Below are 16,524 nucleotides of genomic sequence, written 5' to 3'. Positions count from 1 at the left end.
GAATTTCCTTTCCGGTTCATTCGGAATGCGATTGTCGCCGACTCGCCGCGCAAGGGAGACGGCGTCCGTATAATCGCTCCTTCAATCCGCCCCGACAGCAGAAGGCGACCAATGTCCTACAGGGTTCAGGAAACGGCGCAGGTGCACGAGAGCGCCGAGATAGGCGAGGGCACGAGCGTCTGGGAGCTCGCCCAGATCCGCGAGCAGGCGCGGCTCGGCGCCGACTGCGTGATCGGGCGCGGCGCCTACGTCGGCACCGGCGTCTGGATCGGCGACAACGTGAAGCTCCAGAACTACGCGCTGGTGTACGAGCCGGCGCGACTCGCGGACGGCGTCTTCGTCGGCCCGGCGGCCGTGCTGACCAACGACCGCAACCCGCGCGCGGTGACCCCCGACGGCGGACTCAAGCGCGCCGACGACTGGGAGGCCGTCGGGGTGGACGTCGCCGAGGGCGCCTCCATCGGCGCCCGCGCGGTCTGCGTCGCGCCGATCCGCGTCGGACGCTGGGCGATGGTGGCGGCCGGGGCCGTGGTGACCGGCGACGTGCCCGACCATGCGCTGGTCATGGGCGTGCCCGCCCGGCGGGCCGGATGGGTCGGCCGCTCGGGGGCGAAGCTGGAGGCCGACCCGGCCGAGCCGGGCGTGTGGGTGTGCCCGCAGACCGGCGAGCGCTACCGCGAAGCGGACGGGCGCCTGGCCGAGGAGGACCGCGAGCGCCGCGCGGGCTGAGGCGCGCGGCGCCCCGGGCGGCCACCGGCCGATGCCCGGAGCCGTCTTCGTCGGGAAATCTGCGGCGCCCGGGCGGCTATCCGCCGATGACGATGTGGCGGCGGCCCCGCCAGGCGGCCGGGTCGGTGACGCGGCGGCCGTCGAGGAGGACTTTCACGTCGGGCAGGTCGGCCGGGCTCAGGGCCCGGTACTCGGCGTGGTCGGCCTGGACGACCGCGGCGGTGACGCTCTCGCCGCGGTGGGCGGGCAGGCCTTCGGCCTCGAGTTCGGCGCCGGTGTACATCGGGTCGGACACGAACGGCACCGCCCCGCGCTCGCGCAGGGACTCGACCAGGCCGAACACTCCCGAGAACGCCGTCTCCTTGACGCCGCCGCGGTAGGCGGCGCCGAGGACGAGCACGCCCGCGCCGGTCAGGTCGCCGTAGGCGGCGGCGAGGACGCCCGCGGCGTAGGCGGGCATGGCGGCGTTGGCGCGCCTGGCCTCGCGCACGATGGTGGCCTCGGGGTCGTTCCACAGGTACATCTGCGGATAGATCGGGATGCAGTGGCCGCCGACGGCGATGCCGGGCCGGTGGAGGTGGGAGTAGGGCTGGGAGTTGCAGGCCTCGATGACCTTCATGACGTCCAGGCCGTGCCGGTCGGCGAAGCGCGCGAACTGGTTGGCCAGGCCGATGTTGACGTCGCGGTAGGTCGTCTCGGCGAGTTTGGCCATCTCGGCGGCCTCGGCCGAGCCGAGGTCCCACACGCCGTTCGGCCGGGGCAGGTCGTCCCGGTCGTCGAAGTCGAGCACCGCCTCGTAGAACCGGACCCCGGCCAGCGCCGAGGCGTCGTCGAGGCCGCCGACGAGCTTGGGGTAGCGGGCGAGGTCGGCGAACACGCGGCCGGTGAGGACGCGTTCGGGACTGAAGACGAGATGGAAATCGGCACCGGCGGCCAGGCCCGAGCCGGCCTCGAGCATGGCGGCCCACCGGCCGCGGGTGGTGCCGACCGGGAGGGTCGTCTCGTAGGAGACCAGCGTGCCCGGCCGCAGGCCCGCGGCGACGGCCTCGGTGGCGCCGTCCATCCAGCCGAAGTCGGGGACGCCGTCGGCGTCGACGAACAGGGGCACGACGATGACGACGGCCTCGGCCTCGCGGACGGCCGCGGTGGTGTCGACGGTGGCCCGCAGGCGCCCGCTCGCGACCGCGTCACGGAGCCGCTCGGCGAGGCCGTGCTCGCCGGGGAACGGCTCGATGCCCTCGTTCACCCGGTCGACCACGCGCTCGTCGACATCGGCGCCGACGACCTGGTGGCCCTTGGAGGCGAACTGCACGGCCAGCGGCAGCCCGATCTTTCCCAGGGCGACGACGCAGATCCGCATGCTCACTCACTTCCAATCGAAATCGCGATGGTCCGGCCGAGCTCGGCCGAGCGCAGCATCGTGTCGGAGACCGCGACGGTCGCCAGGCCCTGCGCGAGGCCGACGACGTCGTTGTCGAGGCCGAGGACCGCGTCGCGGAAGTGCTCGTGCTCGACCAGGAGCGGCTCGCGCTTGCGGATCGCGTAGCGGACCATGTCGCCCTCGGACACGCCCCGGAACGCGCGCAGCGCCTCCCACTCGGTGTGCTCGACGCCGTTGGCGTAGAACGTCAGGTCCCCGGTGAGGGTGTCGGCCACGAAGCAGCCGCGGTCGCCGGTGACGACCGTCGTGCGCTCCTTGAACGGGCTCAACCAGTTCACCGAGTGGTTCGCGATCGCCCCGTCGGTCAGGTGCCCGATGGCCGAGAGCAGGTCCTCGTGCTCGCGGCCCGAGCGCGAGACGGTCCGGGCGGTGATCGACTCGTACGACTGCCCGGTGACCCAGCAGGTCAGGTCGATGTCGTGCGTGGCGAGGTCCTTGACCACGCCGACATCGGCGATGCGGTGCGGGAAGGGCCCCTGGCGGCGCGTCACCACCTGCAATACCTCGCCGAGCTCACCGGACTCCAGCCGGGAGCGGAGGCTGACGACCGCCGGGTTGTACCGCTCGATGTGCCCCACCCCGGCCACCAGGCCGCGCGAGCCGAACGCCTCGGCCAGGCGGCGCGCGGCCGCGACGGTGTGCGCCAGCGGCTTCTCGATCAGCGTGTGCACGCCGGCCTCGGCCAGGGCCAGCCCGACCGACTCGTGGAACGCGGTCGGGCAGGCCACCACCGCGTAGTCGATGCCGAGATCGACGAGTTCCGCGACGCTCTCGACCGCGGGCACCCCCGGCAGCGTGAAGCGCTTGTCGGGGACCGGGTCGGCCACGCCGGCCAGCTCGACGCCGTCGAGGCCGCCGAGGACGCGGGCGTGGTTGCGGCCCATCGCGCCCAGGCCCACCAGTCCGACGCGCAGGTGCGGTGCTCCGCTCATGGCCGCTCCAAGGCGTTCACCGCGGCCGCGACGCGGTCGAGGTCGCCGGGGGACAGCGAGGGATGCACCGGCAGCGACAGCACCTCGGCGGCCGCCCGGTCGGTCTCGGGCAGGTCCGCGCGCGCCTGTGCGTACGGGGCGAGGCGGTGGATCGGCGTCGGGTAGTAGACCGCGCTGCCGACCCCCGCGGCCTGGAGCCGCTCCCGGGCGGCGTCGCGGTCGCCTTCGACGCGGACGGTGTACTGGTGGTACACGTGCCGGGCGCCGGGCGACACCGGCGGGACGAGCGCGGCGGTGACGGCATTGTCGAGGAAGGCGGCGTTCGCGCGGCGCGCCTCGGTCCACTCATCGAGCCGCCGCAGCTGGACGCGGCCGATCGCGGCGGCCACGTCGGTCATGCGCATGTTCGCGCCCACGATCTCGTTGGCGTAGCGCTGCTCCATGCCCTGGTTGCGCAGCAGCCGCAGCGTCCGGGCCAGGGCGGCGTCGTCGGTGGTGACCATGCCGCCCTCCAGGGCGTGCATGTTCTTCGTCGGATAGAAGCTGAACGCCCCCACCGCGCCGAACGAGCCGACCGGACGCCCGTCCAGTTCGGCCCCGTGCGCCTGGCAGGCGTCCTCGACCACGGCCAGGCCGTGCCGCTCGGCCAGCGGCAGCAGGCGGCGCAGGTCGGCCGGGTGCCCGTACAGGTGCACCGGCATGACCGCGGCCGTGCGCGGCCCGACCAGTGCGGCGACCGCGTCCGGGTCGAGGCAGAAGCTGCCCGGCTCGATGTCGGCGAAGACCGGCTCGGCCCCGACCAGGCGCACCGCGTTCGCCGAGGCGGCGAACGAGAACGAGGGGACGATCACCTCGTCGCCCGGCCCGATCCCGAGCGCCATGAGCGCCAGTTGCAGCGCCGAGGTCCCCGAGTTCACCGCCACGCAGTGCCCGGTGCCGGCGACCTTCCCGAACTCCGCTTCGAACCCGGCCACCTCCGGGCCCTGCACCACCTGCCCCGATCGGAGCACGGCCACGGCCGCGTCGATCTCGGCCTGGCCGATGACCGGTCTGGCCGGCGGTATGAATGTGCGTTCCTCGGTTGTCATTGGGCCACCTCAGTCGGTTCTGTGGATCAGCGACGGCCGCAAACGGTAATCCGCGGACGTGAACCCGGGTGGAACTCACGATGGCCGGGGCAGGGCCGCGACCGGTCCGGATCCGGTGGAGTTCACCCGGCGTCCATGATGCGGGGACCGGCGGCCCGTTCGCTGCGCAACGGCGAGAAACGCGAGACCGCCTCGGACGGGGAACCGCTGGGGAGAGGAGGCTCAGGCGCTGGCGGCCGTGAGGCCGCTGCGGGCGAAGTGCAGGGACTCGGCGAGATCGTCGGCGCGGCGGGAGCGGTTGCCGGACTTGCGCGTGTTGACTTCGAGGGTGACCGAGCCGTCCCAGTCGGCGGCGGCGAGCTTGCCGAGGAGTTCGGCGCACGGCTGGGTGCCGCGGCCGGGCACCATGTGGGCGTCCGAGCCGGGCGTGGTGCCGTCGCACAGGTGGATGTGCCGCAGGCCCTCGCCCATGCGCTCGGCCATGGCGAGCGCGTCGGCGCCCGAGGCGGCGCAGTGGGACAGGTCGAGCGTGTAGGCGTCGTAGCCGTGGCGGGTGGGGTCCCAGTGGGGGCTGTAGGGGACGAGCTTGCGCCTGCCGAGTTTGAGCGGGAACATGTTCTCCACGGCGATGGTGATGTCCGGGTACCGGGCCTTGAGGCTGTCGAGGACCGCGGAGAACTTCTTGGCGTAGTCGCGCTGCCAGGAGAACGGCGGGTGGATGACGACGGTGGGCGCGTCGAGGTATTCGGCGGCCTGGACCGACCGGCGCAGCCGCGTCCAGGGGTCGGCGCTCCACACGCGCTGGGTGACCAGCAGGCAGGGGGCGTGGACGGCGCCGATCTTGACGCCGTAGTGGCGCGAGAGGCCGGCGGCCGCGGACGGGTCCTGCGAGATCCGGTCGGTGAAGACCATGAGCTCCACGCCGTCGTAGCCCAGCTCGGCGGCCAGCTCGAAGCCCACCGAGGTGGGCTCGGGGTAGACGGAGGTGGTCGAGAGCAGAACCGGGACGGACTGGGTCACCACACCAGGGTACGCCGCGCCGCGCGGGCGGACCCTCCTCCCGGGCTTTTGACGGCTCGGTGGAACGGGGTGCACCCGTGGCGGGCGGACCCTCCTCCCGAGTTCTCGACGGCTCGGTGCAGCCGGGTACGCCGCGCCGCGCGGGCGGGCTTGGACACCGGCGCCTCCGGCTCCGCCGCGCATGCGCCCCCGGAGCGGCTCCGGTGGGTACGGTTGACCGATGACCGACGAGGTGGAGCCGAACTTCGACCGCGAATGGGTCGAGTTCTTCGATCCCGAGGACCCGCAGACGCTGATCCGGGCGGACCTGACGTGGCTGCTCTCGCGCTGGGGGTGCGTGTTCGGCAGGGCCCCCGAGGCCGGCGGGTGCCCGGGGATCGACTTCGGGCGGCCTGCGGACGGCTGCTGCCTCCACGGGGCGTTCTACACCGACGACGAGGACATCGCGCGCACCCGCCGGGCGGCGAAGAAGCTCACGCCCGAGACGTGGCAGCTGCACCGGCGGTGGAAGGACACGATCGTCGACGACACCCTCGAGAACGACGAGGGAGTGGAGGAGCCGGCTCGGAAGACCGCCGTGGTCGACGGCGCCTGCGTCTTCCACAACCGCGAGGGCTTTCCCACCGGCTCGGGCTGCGCGCTGCACCAGCAGGCGCTGCGCGACGGGGTCCACCCGATGGAGTACAAGCCGGAGGTGTGCTGGCAGCTGCCGGTCAAGCGCGACTTCAAGACCGAGCACCGCGCCGACGGCACCAGCGTGGAGGTCACCCTCATCACCGAGTTCGACCGGGCCTCGTGGGGGCCGGGCGGCCACGACTTCGACTGGTGGTGCACCGGCTCGCCGCTGGCGCACACGGCCGCCGAACCGGTGTGGCGCTCCTACCGGACCGAGCTGATCGAGCTGCTGGGCTCGGCGGCGTACGAGCGGCTGGCGGAGCTGTGCGCCGAACGCGAGAAGCACGGCCAGCTCGCGCCGCACCCGGCCAGCGCCCGGGCGCTGGAACGACTCGACGCCCCCCGCCGCCGCTGACCTGGGTGCGAAGGGAGGCGGTGGATGCTGAGCATCGTCTTCCGGGACGCCGTCGCTGAGCCGCGCGCGAGGGAAAGCAGGCTGAACAGTGTCCTGCAGTTGACTCGCGCGAGGGGAAGCATGAGCGCCCGGATGACGGCCTGCTCGGTATGGACGTTGACCCGCGCGCGAGGGGAAGCAGTGCGCGGCGGGCTTCTCCGTGTCGGGTTCGAGCGCTGACCCGCGCGTGAGGGAAAACAGCCGCCGACCTCTGGCACAGGAAGGAAGCATCTCCGCTGAACCGCGAATGTGAGGCATCCTTCCTGGTCGCATTGGGCAGTGCGTCGCCCGCTGCCTAGGACTCGGCGAGGGGAGGCCGAGCTGCGATTTCGCAGTGTCCTCAGGTGAATGCCGGGCAAAGTCGGGGCAAACGGACACGATGTCAGGGCTGATAGAATCCACAGGCGAGCACAGCCGACGGCTGACCTGCCGATCGGCCACTGATTTGCCCTGCCGGTCATCGCGATCCCTCGCCGACGCCTCTCACCGCTCGGAACAAGAGCGTCCGCGCCGTCGCTGGCCTTTCCACCGATACCGGGGCGAAGCAACTCAAGGAGGAACCACCTTGTCCCATCGCGGAGCAGACCGGCGGCCAGGCGTCACGGCAGTGGTGCTGGCCGGAGGCACCGGTCAGCGGATCGGCCTGAGCATCCCCAAGCAGCTCATCAAGATCGCCGGCAAACCCGTGATTCAGCACACTCTGGAGGCTTTCGAGAAAGCCGATGAGATCGACGACATCCTCGTGCTCATGGCCCCGGGCCACATCGACGAGGTGAAGGCCATCGTCAAGAAGGCCGGGTTCACCAAGGTCACCGACGTCGTCTCCGGCGGCGCCACCCGCTCCGAGAGCACCAAGGCCGCCATCGCCCACCTCGAGGCGCGGGCCGACTCCTCCCCCGACCACCGGCTGGTCTTCCACGACGCCGTGCGCCCCCTGATCTCGCACCGGGTCATCGCCGAGACCGTCGCCGCCCTGAACCGCTACGACGCGGTCGACGTCGCGATCCCCTCCTCGGACACCGTCATCGTCACCCGCACCCACGGCCACGACGGCGAGTTCATCACCGACGTGCCCGAGCGGGCCCGGCTGCGGCGCGGCCAGACGCCGCAGGCGTTCAAGCTCGCCACCATCCGCGCCGCCTACGACGAGGCGGACAAGGACCCCAACTTCGAGGCCACGGACGACTGCTCGGTGGTGCTCAAGTACCTGCCCAGCGTCCCCATCCACGTCGTCGCCGGAGACGAGTGGAACCTGAAGGTCACGCAGCCGGTGGACCTCTACATCGCGGACAAGCTGTTCCAGCTGGCCACCACCGCCGTCCCGTCGCCTTCCGAGGAGGACTACCGGGCGAACCTGACCGGCAGGACGCTGGTGGTGTTCGGCGGCTCCTACGGCATCGGCAGCGACCTGAGCGAACTCGCTGAATCGTACGGCGCCGACGTCTACCGCTTCTCCCGTTCCACCACCGGCACCCACGTCGAGAACCCCGACGACATCACCGAGGCCCTCGAGAAGGCGCACCGCGAGACCGGCAGGATCGACTTCGTCGTCAACACCGCGGGCGTGCTCCAGATCGGCCGGCTCAACAACACCAGCACCGCCGATATCGACAAGACCTTCCAGGTCAACTACCTCGCCCCGGTGCACATCGCCCGCGCCGCGTTCCCCTATCTGGCCGCGACCGGCGGGCAGCTGCTGCTCTACACCTCTTCGAGCTACACCCGCGGCCGCGCGAACTACAGCCTCTACTCCTCCGCCAAGGCCGCCATGGTCAACCTCACTCAGGCGCTGGCCGACGAATGGAGCGACGACGGCATCCGGGTCAACTGCGTCAACCCCGAGCGCACCGCCACCCCCATGCGCACCAAGGCGTTCGGCCAGGAGGACCCCGAAACGCTCCTGGCCTCCGAAGCGGTGGCCCGCACCTCGCTCGACGTGCTGCTGTCCGCCCTCAACGGCGCCGTGATCGACGTGCGCCGCGAGGACCCGACGGCCCCCGCCGACGGAACGGTCGGCTTCGAGCAGGCCATCGCGCGGGTGCTGGACACCGGTCTGGAATAGCCCCCGCCCCCACCACCACGACGACCAGATTGGGAACACGACAGATGTCCATGCGCGCACTGTGGAACGGCACCCAGGTGCAGGAGGCCGGTCCCGCAGGGCTGGCGGTGACCGGGCTCATGCTCGCCGCCTATCCCGCGATGCTGGCCCTCGCGCTCGTCCCCTCGCCCGCCGGATTCGCCGCGGCCCTGGCGGTCAGCTACATCGCCGACCTGGTGCTGCACAGCCGCTACCAGGTCGTCATCAGCAGGCTGCGCCAGATGCGGTTCGGCGTCTCCAACCGGTTCCTCGTGCGCGAGCTGCTGGTGATCCTGCTGCTGGCCCGCCTCACCGACGCGCACGACTTCAGCCCGTACGTCCTCATGCTGGCCGTCCTCGCGTTCGCCGTGATGGTCGGCGTCCAGGTGGTCCACGGCGGGATGGTCGCCCTGCTGCGCAAGTCCAGGGCGCTGCCGTTCACCAGCCGCAACATCGACCTCTCCGGGCTCGCGATCACCGACGCCACGCCGAAATGGCTCGAGCACCGCGCCGGCGAGAAGATCCTCCACACCGACGTCCCGCTCGTGGCGGGCATCCTCGTCACGACGTTCTCGACCGCGGCCGCTCCCGCCTACATCGGCGCAGGTGGCAGCTTCGTACTGGCCTGCGGATACCTGCTGGCGCTCGGCGTCTGGCTCGCGCCGCGGCACCGGGTGCCCCGCCCGGACCCGGCGCTGGCGTGGTTCGACCGCTGGCTGGCCGACTACGCCCCGACGGTGGCGCTGTACTTCTCGGGTTCGAAGGACTCCACGTACCAGGTCAACATGTGGCTCGAGACGGTCGAGCGGATGGAGGGCGAGCGCGGGATCGTGATCCTGCGCGAGAACCACACCATTCCCGATCTGGCGCGCACCAGCCTTCCCGTGGTCTGCGTGCCCAGCGCCGTCCACCTCATGAACATGGACCTGTCGACGATCCGCGTGGCCCTCTACCCGGCCCACGTCGGCAAGAACCTGCACCTGCTGCGCGTGCCGACCATGAAGCACGTGTTCATCGGGCACGGCGACAGCGACAAGGTCGCCAGCGTCAACCCGTTCGGCAAGGCCTACGACGAGCTGTGGACGGCGGGAAAGGCCGGCCGCGACCGGTGGGCGCTGGCCGATGTCGGCGTTCGGGACGAGGACGTGGTGGAAGTCGGGCGTCCGCAGCTCGACGTGATCGCCACCGCCGGTCCCGACGGGCCGATTCCCACCGTCCTCTACGCGCCGACATGGGAGAACTGGACCGACGAGCCCGGCAGCACCTCGGTCACCGTGCAAGGCGAGATCATCGTCAAGGCGCTCTTGGAGTCCGAACCGCCCGTGCGCGTGGTCTACAAGCCCCACCCGTTCACCGGAACCCGCTCCGCCAAGGCCAAGGCCGCCGATCAGCGCATCCGCGCACTCATCGAAGCGGCCAACCAGCGTTCAGGCGCGGTGCCTTCGGCCGCCGTGCCCGAACCGGTCGGGCAGACCGGCGCCGACGCGGACGCCGGCCTCAAGTGGACGGATGCGGCCACCTCGCGCGATGCTGTCACCACGCGAGAGGAGGTCGCCGCCGAGCGCCGGGCGGCGGCGGAGTGGGACTCGGACTTCTGGAACGCCCAGCCTCCGCACCGGCACCTGGTCGTCACCGGAGCGCAGCCCACGGTCTACGAATGCTTCAACCGGTCCAACGCGCTCGTCTCCGACATCTCCAGCGTCGTCTCCGACTTCATCGCCTCCGGCAAGCCCTATGCGGTGGTCGACTCGGCCGGTGTCGGCGAGGAGGCGTTCAGGGTCGCCAACACCGCCGTCCGCGCCGCGGTGATCCTCAGCCCCACCGCGGACGGACTCGACGAACTCCTCGAAGCGGTCCGCGACCCGCTCGCCGACCGGCGCAAGGCCGACCGCACCGAGCTCAAGACGTACCTGCTCGGCCCCGACGAGCCTTCGGCGCAGAAACGCTTCGACCAGGCCGCCAGGGAACTGGCCGAGCGCGCCGAAGAACGCGACCGGTCGCTGCGACGCACCACTTGACCTTCCCTTCAGAATCGACACGTCCATGACCATGCTCCGCCGCCTCCTCTCCCGCACGGCGTCCACCGGTTTCGCCGCCCTCGCACTGGTGCTCGCGCTCCTGCCCGACCTCTCCTGGGCGGCCGTGGTCGCCGCCGCGGCGGCGCTCGCCATCGCGTGGCGCGGTCACCGCGATCTCGGCCCCGGTCGCGCCCGCTTCGACCGCGGGGTCGCCGTGGCGGCGATCGCGGTGGTCGCGGCGCAGTCCACCGGCGGCAGCCCGATCCCCGCCGCGATCGCGGCGGGGGCGCTCATCACCGTGGTGGGACTCGAACCGCAGCTGGCCGTAGCCGTCGCGACCGGCCACATGGCCTCCGCGAACTTGGAGACCGGGCGCGGACGCGGCTGGTTCACCCCCCGCGCGATCGGTGATCTCGTCAACGTCGCGGTGGCGCTCTTCGCCGCCGCGGCCGCCGCGACCATGCTGTGGGCCTCGCCGGTGCCGCTGTGGCTCGCGGTGATCGCGGTGATCGGCGTGCTCGGCACGGCCGCGGTCGGCGCCGCGGCGGCCCTGCTGCGCCGACGCCGCTCGGCGCATACCGGAGACGCCGCCGTCATCCGAGCCGTGGGAGCGCTGGACCCCGTCTTCGTGGTCCACTTCTCCGGTCCTCCAGGCTCGGCGTACCAGCTCCGGATGTGGCTGCCGTACCTCGACCTCCTCGGCGACCCCTACGTGGTGATCAGCCGCGAGGCGGGGCACCTCGGCGAACTGCGCTCCGCCACCACGGCGCCGATCGTGGTCGCGCCCTCGATGTCCGAGGTGGAGCAGCTGCTCGCCCCCGGCGTGAAGGCGGCGTTCTACGTCAACGGGAGCGCGCTGAACACGCATCTGGTCCGGTTCGGGAACCTCCGGCATCTGCAGTTGTTCCACGGTGAGTCCGACAAGGCCTCCAGCTTCAACAAGGTCACGACGATCTACGACGAGGTGTTCGTGGCCGGGCAGGCCGCCGTCGACCGCTACCGGGCGCACGGGCTCGACCTGACGTTCCGGAAGGTCGGCCGACCGCAGTTGGCCGCGGTCGCGTCGGGCCCGCGGGCCGGATCCGGCGCCAGGCCGGTGCTGCTGTACGCGCCCACGTGGACCGGGCTGACGAGCGAGTTCGACTACTCCTCGCTGCCCATCGGGAAGGCCGTCGTGTCCGAGGCGCTGCGGCGCGACATGGACGTCATCGTGCGCGCGCATCCCTACACCAGGTTCAACCTCGCGGCGTCCAGGCAGTTGGATTCGATCGAGCGGCTCCTCGCCGAGGACGCCGAGCGCACCGGCCGGGCCCACCGGTGGGGCCCGCGGTCCACGGGCGACTTCAGCCTGGTCGACTGCATCAACGCCGCCGACGTCGCCGTGTGCGACATCAGCGGCGTCGCCACCGACTGGATCGCCTCCGACCGGCCCTTCGCGGTCACCGACATGGGCATGCTCGGCGACCGCTTCGCCGACGAGGCCTGGATCGCCCGCGGCGCCTACCGCCTCGCCGGCGACGCGGGGAACCTCGGATCCGTCTTCGACGAGCTGCTGGACACCGATTCCAAAGCGGTGCAGCGCAAGGAGACCCGTGAGTACTTCCTCGGCGGGGCGAACGGCGAGTCGGGCGTCGAAGCGTTCCTCGCCGCCGCCCGGGACGCCTACCGCGGGTAGGCGGGTCCGCGGCCCCGTCCGAGCGATGGGCGAGTCGAACACCTCCGATTATCATCGTTACGAGTCGAACACCTTCGATTATCATCGTTAACCGCCCCAGCAGCACTCAAGAAGGCTCGGAGCTCAGAAGCCCACATGACAACGCCACTCGTCTCAGTCGTCATCCCGGTTCACAATGCGATGCCTTACCTGCTCAGGGGTATCGAGTCGCTCCTGGAGCAGTCACTCGGCAAGGAACGCGTCGAGATCATCGCCGTCGACGACGGCTCCACCGACGGCAGCGGCGAGGCCCTCGACCGGTTCGCCGCCGCCGAACCCGACTGCGTCCGGGTCGTCCACCAGGAGGCCAGCGGCACGCCGAGCGTTCCGCGCAACCGCGGCATCGAACTCGCGCGGGGCAGATACGTGTTCTTCCTGGACGCCGACGACTACCTGGGGGTCGAGGCCTTGGAGCGCATGGTCGAGATGGCCGAGGAGCACGAGTCGGATGTCGTACTCGGCAAGCTCGTGGGGGTCGCGGGGCGCGGTGTGGCCCGGTCCATGTTCACCCGCGATCAGCCGCGCGCCGACCTCTACTCCTCGCGGGTCTACTGGAACCTCACCTGCTTGAAGCTGTTCCGGCGGGAGATGCTGGAACGCCACGGGCTCCGCTTCCGGACCGACCGGCGCCTCATCGAAGACCTGCTGTTCACCATCCAGGCCTACTACCACGCTCGGAACATCTCCGTCGTGGGCGAGTACGGCTGCTACTACGTCGTGCTGCGCGACGACGGCGGCAACCTCACCAGTGGGGGGATGCAAACGCCCGAGCATTTCCAGCAGTCGGAGGGCAGCCACGTGTCGCTGCTGGTCGACCTGGTCGGCAATCTCGTGCCGGAGGGACCGAAGCGGGACTTCCTGATGATGCGCCACTGGAACGTCGAGGGTCTCAACGAGATGCGGCGGCTCCTCCACGACGCCGATCCCGAGGCTCGTCTGCGGCGCTTCGAGGACTTCCGGCGACTCGTCCGGCGGTGGTACACGCCGGGCGCGGCCGCGCGGCTCGCACCTCTTCGGCAGTTGCAGTACCAGCTGGTGCTGGACGACCGGCCGGACGACCTCATGCGGATGCTCGAGCACTCGGGCGACCTGGAGTTCCACGGAAGCGACGACCGCGTCTACCTCACCGTGCCCGGCGACGAGGACGGCGTCGGTCCCGAACGGGAGGCGCGGGTCGACCTCACCGGGTCGCTAGACGTCCGTCACTGGCTCAAGGGCGTCGAGCTGACCGGTACCGCCCTGCGCATCGAGGGGACCGGCCGCATCGCGCCCGTCCCCTCCGACCTCATCCGGCTGCGCCTCGAAGCCGTCCACTCCGGCACCGGCGCGGTCAGGGCGGTCGACCTCGAACACGACGACGGCCACTTCACCGCCGTCTTCGGTCTCGAAGCGCTCCTCAAGCCGAGGGGCCGCCGGGGAAGCTGGCGCTTCGAGATCGTCGCCGGCATCGGCGGGACCGAGCGCCGCGCTCCGTTCGGAAGCCGCCTGGGCGGTGCGCTGCACGGCAAGCAGCAGCCGCGGGCGAAGGCCAGGACCCGGCGGCGCGAGCTCGCGCTGGGCTTCACCGAACCCGGCGACCAGCTCATGCTCGACGTCGAACGGCGCTTCACCGCGGGGCGCCTCGTCGGCGCCGCACTGCGCCGGGCCGGACTGCGCCGGACCGCACCACACCGGGAAGGCATCACCGCGGTGCGGGTCCCCGTCCAGTTTCCGCGGGAGGAAGTCGCCGGCGGCGAAGCCCCCCGCGGATAGCGCTCAGCGGCGCAGCTCCGCGTAGAACGCCTGGCAGTCCTCCCAAGTGGGGAGCAGGCCTTGGGCTTCGGCCTCGGCCAGGCTCGGCGCCGCCGCGTCCTTGTCGGACAGCAGCGGCTCGAGCCCGCTCGGCCATTCGATCCCGATCGCGGGGTCGAGCGGGTTCACGCCGTACTCGCGTTCGGGCGCGTAGCCTTCCGAGCACAGGTAGACCACGGTGGCGTCGTCGGTCAGGGCCATGAAGCCGTGCCCGAGGCCCTCGGAGAGGTACACCGAGTGGTGGGTCTGGTCGTCGAGGCGGACCAGCTGCCACTTTCCGAAGGTGGGCGAGCCGACCCGGATGTCCACGATCAGGTCGAGGATCGCCCCGCGCACGCACTTGACGTACTTGGCCTGACTGGGCGGGACGTCGGCGAAGTGGATGCCGCGCAGGGTGCCGCGGCTGGAGACCGAGCAGTTCGCCTGGGCCAGATCGAGCCGGTGGCCCACGGCCTCCTCGAAGAGCGGGGTCTTGAACCACTCGTGGAAGCTGCCGCGGCTGTCGCCGAACACCTTCGGCTCGAAGACCCAGGCGCCCTGGATGTCAAGCTGTCGCATGGAGATTCACTTTCCTGTCGGTTCGGATGTCAGAGCCGGGACGCGAACTTGCGCAACCGCCGCTTGGCCGGGGCCGGAAGGCGGCGGGCGATCGGGCCGCCGACGGTGCGCACGGCCCGCTTGACGGCGTCCTTGCGCCGCTTCGCGGCGATCGCGGCGAGGGTGGCGTCGTCCAGCAGGGGCACGCCGGTGACGGCCAGGCGCCCGGAGTCGTCGACCGTGGCGCCGCCGAGCCGCACACCGGGCTTGTCCGTGCCGGTCAGCAGTGCGACAAGCTCATAGGAGCCCGCCGGGGCGCCGTGGACCTTCTGCGGCAGCCGCAAGTGGGCGCGGTCGAGCACCGGGTGCAGCACGGCCTTGAACCGGTGCTCGCCCGCCTCGGAGACCAGGGCGAACGCGGTCTCACGCTCGGCGGTCTTCGCGGAGGTGTAGACCTCCAGGCGCAGTTCGGCCGGGTGTTCGTCCGCCAGCCGCACCGGGCGGTCTTCGAGGACGGCCGCGAGTTCGCGGGCACCGCGGCTGACGTCGAGGGTCAGGTTGCCGTGGGGGTCGGTGAAGTAGGGGATGACCCGGCGCGCGGGCGAACCCAGGATCGCCGGGAAGCAGGCCGCGTCGACGGCCGGGTCGCGGTCCGCTCCGATGCGGGCCTTCTTGACCACGCCGAGGCCGCGCACGGGGGCCCACGCGTCCCACATGCCCTTGCCGAGCCGGCCGCGGCCCTTGACGGCCTCGGTCGGCAGGTGGCCGCCGCCGCGCAGGACGACCTGCCGACGGCCCTCCCCCGCCTCCTCGAGCTCCACGGCGAACGCCGCCTCGCAGGGCCACTCGACGGCGGTCTCGCGGTTGCGCAGCGACAGTTCGGCGGTGAAGCCGTCGAGTTCGTCCGTGACGTCGACGAGCTCGTCGGAGCCGAGGATCTCGGCGGTCAGTTCGGGATCGAGGTAGTGGCGGCCGTCCTTCTCAAGGAACTCGAACGGCACCTGGTCCTCGCCGTGGACGAGCCGGGCCGAGAGGGCCACGCGCATGCGGCCGTTGCCGGTCCACTCGACCGCTGTCAAGCGGGCGGCGGCCTTGACCGAGCCCGCGAAGCGGGCGATGCGGAGCAGGCCCTCGCGGTCGTTCGCGCGCAGCAGGGTCGAGCGCATCCGCTGGAGGGCGCCCAGGCCCTCGTGGACGCCCTCGGTGATGTAGTCGCGCTCGACCTGCTGGATCTCGTCGATGATCTCGTCGCGGTAGGCGTCCTCGTAGCGCAGGATCGCCGGCTCGGAGATGCGGCCGAGCATCTCGACCCGGTAGAAGCGTCGGAGCAGCTTGTCGCGGAACTCGCCCGGCTCGGTGTTCTCGACGATGACGTCGAGCACCTCGCGGAGGTTCCCGTAGTAGCCGGAGGGGACCAGCTTCGCCGATCCGGCGTTCTTGCCGTCGTCGCGCTTCGAGTAGTAGTAGCAGGTGTAGGAGCCCAGGATCGACACGGTCTTCGCGGGGAAGTACGACTGCATCATGTACAGCTGGTCTTCGAGGCGCCGCTTGCCCTCGGGGTAGGCGATGCCGTTCTCGCGCAGGAACGCCGTGCGGAACATCTTGTGCGGGGTGAGACTGTCGAACAGCGGGAAGGTGCGCAGGTCGACCTTGTCGCGGTCGGCCTTGAACACGCCGTGGGGGACGCCCCGGAAGTTCGAGGCGACCTTGCCGATCACGATGTCCGAGGCGTTGCGGTGGCCCAGCTCGTACAGTCGGCGCAGCGCGTCCGAGGCCAGGTAATCGTCCTGGTCGAGGAACTGCACGTACTCGCCGCAGGCCGCCTCCACGCCGACGTTGCGCGGCTTGCCCGGCCAGCCGGAGTTGGGGATGTGGATCGCCTTGAAGTGCGGGTGATCGGCGGCGAGCTTGTCCAGCATCGCCGGGGTGTCGTCACTGGAGCCGTCGTCGACGAACAGCACCTCGAACTCCGAGGCGGGCAGCGTCTGCCGCAGCAGCGAATCGATGGCCGGTTCGATGTACTTGCCCGGGTTGTACACCGGGATGATGACGCTGACTTTCACGGTCATGGGGTATCCACCCTCTGCACGGGCCGCCTTGGCGGC

12 protein-coding genes are annotated in these 16,524 nt (G+C 71.2%); 6 read left to right on the top strand and 6 right to left on the bottom strand.

Annotation, left to right across the window (positions count from 1 at the left end):
• Positions 1-111 precede the first annotated feature (111 nt).
• Entirely contained in the window at positions 112-729 is a 618-nt protein-coding gene (locus tag H613_RS0113875) for an acyltransferase (RefSeq protein ID WP_026924282.1), read from the top strand.
• A 76-nt stretch (positions 730-805) separates the two neighbouring features.
• On the opposite strand, the gene H613_RS0113870 is transcribed toward H613_RS0113875, so the two are convergent.
• The 4 genes from H613_RS0113870 to H613_RS26520 all read right to left on the bottom strand — a co-directional run bounded on the left by H613_RS0113870 (position 806) and on the right by H613_RS26520 (position 5,210).
• A complete protein-coding gene (locus H613_RS0113870) occupies positions 806-2,089 on the bottom strand; it encodes a nucleotide sugar dehydrogenase (RefSeq protein WP_026924281.1) in 1,284 nt (427 codons plus the stop codon).
• A 2-nt stretch (positions 2,090-2,091) separates the two neighbouring features.
• On the bottom strand, positions 2,092-3,102 hold the full coding sequence (locus tag H613_RS0113865) for a Gfo/Idh/MocA family protein (RefSeq protein WP_026924280.1): 1,011 nt from the start codon (positions 3,100-3,102) through the stop codon (positions 2,092-2,094).
• A complete protein-coding gene (locus H613_RS0113860) occupies positions 3,099-4,190 on the bottom strand; it encodes a DegT/DnrJ/EryC1/StrS family aminotransferase (protein WP_026924279.1) in 1,092 nt (363 codons plus the stop codon). Before H613_RS0113860 ends, H613_RS0113865 begins: the two co-directional genes overlap by 4 nt.
• 222 nt (positions 4,191-4,412) lie before the next feature.
• Positions 4,413-5,210 carry a sugar phosphate isomerase/epimerase family protein gene (locus H613_RS26520; protein WP_035738117.1) on the bottom strand — a complete coding sequence of 266 codons (798 nt, stop codon included), beginning with the start codon at positions 5,208-5,210 and terminating at the stop codon, positions 4,413-4,415.
• 220 nt (positions 5,211-5,430) lie between these two features.
• Here H613_RS26520 and H613_RS0113850 point away from each other — a divergent pair, with 220 nt between their 5' ends.
• The 5 genes from H613_RS0113850 (at position 5,431) to H613_RS29310 (ending at position 13,843) form a co-directional block, all read left to right on the top strand.
• The gene (locus H613_RS0113850) at positions 5,431-6,240 is read left to right on the top strand and encodes a DUF3109 family protein (RefSeq protein ID WP_026924278.1); all 810 of its coding nucleotides are present in this window, start codon (positions 5,431-5,433) and stop codon (positions 6,238-6,240) included.
• Between the two features lie 604 nt (positions 6,241-6,844).
• Positions 6,845-8,341, top strand: coding sequence for a bifunctional cytidylyltransferase/SDR family oxidoreductase (locus H613_RS0113840; RefSeq protein WP_026924276.1), 1,497 nt, complete (start codon positions 6,845-6,847; stop codon positions 8,339-8,341).
• A 44-nt stretch (positions 8,342-8,385) separates the two neighbouring features.
• Positions 8,386-10,377 (top strand): hypothetical protein, encoded by a 1,992-nt coding sequence (locus H613_RS0113835; protein WP_211234820.1) that lies wholly within the window; start codon positions 8,386-8,388, stop codon positions 10,375-10,377.
• Between the two features lie 25 nt (positions 10,378-10,402).
• The gene (locus H613_RS0113830) at positions 10,403-12,052 is read left to right on the top strand and encodes a CDP-glycerol glycerophosphotransferase family protein (RefSeq protein ID WP_035738091.1); all 1,650 of its coding nucleotides are present in this window, start codon (positions 10,403-10,405) and stop codon (positions 12,050-12,052) included.
• A gap of 135 nt (positions 12,053-12,187) precedes the next feature.
• Complete coding sequence (locus tag H613_RS29310; RefSeq protein ID WP_084546613.1) at positions 12,188-13,843, top strand: glycosyltransferase family 2 protein; 1,656 nt, start codon at positions 12,188-12,190, stop codon at positions 13,841-13,843.
• A gap of 3 nt (positions 13,844-13,846) precedes the next feature.
• On the opposite strand, the gene rfbC is transcribed toward H613_RS29310, so the two are convergent.
• Positions 13,847-14,440: a dTDP-4-dehydrorhamnose 3,5-epimerase gene (gene rfbC, locus H613_RS0113820; RefSeq protein ID WP_026924273.1), complete on the bottom strand. Its 594-nt coding sequence runs from the start codon at positions 14,438-14,440 to the stop codon at positions 13,847-13,849.
• Between the two features lie 29 nt (positions 14,441-14,469).
• Entirely contained in the window at positions 14,470-16,488 is a 2,019-nt protein-coding gene (locus H613_RS0113815; protein ID WP_026924272.1) for a glycosyltransferase family 2 protein, read from the bottom strand.
• Positions 16,489-16,524: the final 36 nt, after the last annotated feature.

Source organism: Glycomyces arizonensis DSM 44726 (assembly GCF_000482705.1).
GTDB lineage: Bacteria > Actinomycetota > Actinomycetes > Mycobacteriales > Micromonosporaceae > Glycomyces > Glycomyces arizonensis.
Note: the sequence above shows the minus strand (reverse complement) of the source record. Positions and strands in the feature narration are given on the sequence as shown.

Excerpts from the sequence above, each read along its gene's own strand:
- H613_RS0113875 (WP_026924282.1), top strand. The coding sequence starts at position 112 with ATGTCCTACAGGGTTCAGGAAACGGCGCAGGTGCACGAGAGCGCCGAG.
- H613_RS0113870 (WP_026924281.1), bottom strand. The coding sequence starts at position 2,089 with ATGCGGATCTGCGTCGTCGCCCTGGGAAAGATCGGGCTGCCGCTGGCC.
- H613_RS0113865 (WP_026924280.1), bottom strand. The coding sequence starts at position 3,102 with ATGAGCGGAGCACCGCACCTGCGCGTCGGACTGGTGGGCCTGGGCGCG.
- H613_RS0113860 (WP_026924279.1), bottom strand. The coding sequence starts at position 4,190 with ATGACAACCGAGGAACGCACATTCATACCGCCGGCCAGACCGGTCATC.
- H613_RS0113850 (WP_026924278.1), top strand. The coding sequence starts at position 5,431 with ATGACCGACGAGGTGGAGCCGAACTTCGACCGCGAATGGGTCGAGTTC.
- H613_RS0113835 (WP_211234820.1), top strand. The coding sequence starts at position 8,386 with ATGTCCATGCGCGCACTGTGGAACGGCACCCAGGTGCAGGAGGCCGGT.
- H613_RS0113830 (WP_035738091.1), top strand. The coding sequence starts at position 10,403 with ATGACCATGCTCCGCCGCCTCCTCTCCCGCACGGCGTCCACCGGTTTC.
- H613_RS29310 (WP_084546613.1), top strand. The coding sequence starts at position 12,188 with ATGACAACGCCACTCGTCTCAGTCGTCATCCCGGTTCACAATGCGATG.
- rfbC (WP_026924273.1), bottom strand. The coding sequence starts at position 14,440 with ATGCGACAGCTTGACATCCAGGGCGCCTGGGTCTTCGAGCCGAAGGTG.
- H613_RS0113815 (WP_026924272.1), bottom strand. The coding sequence starts at position 16,488 with ATGACCGTGAAAGTCAGCGTCATCATCCCGGTGTACAACCCGGGCAAG.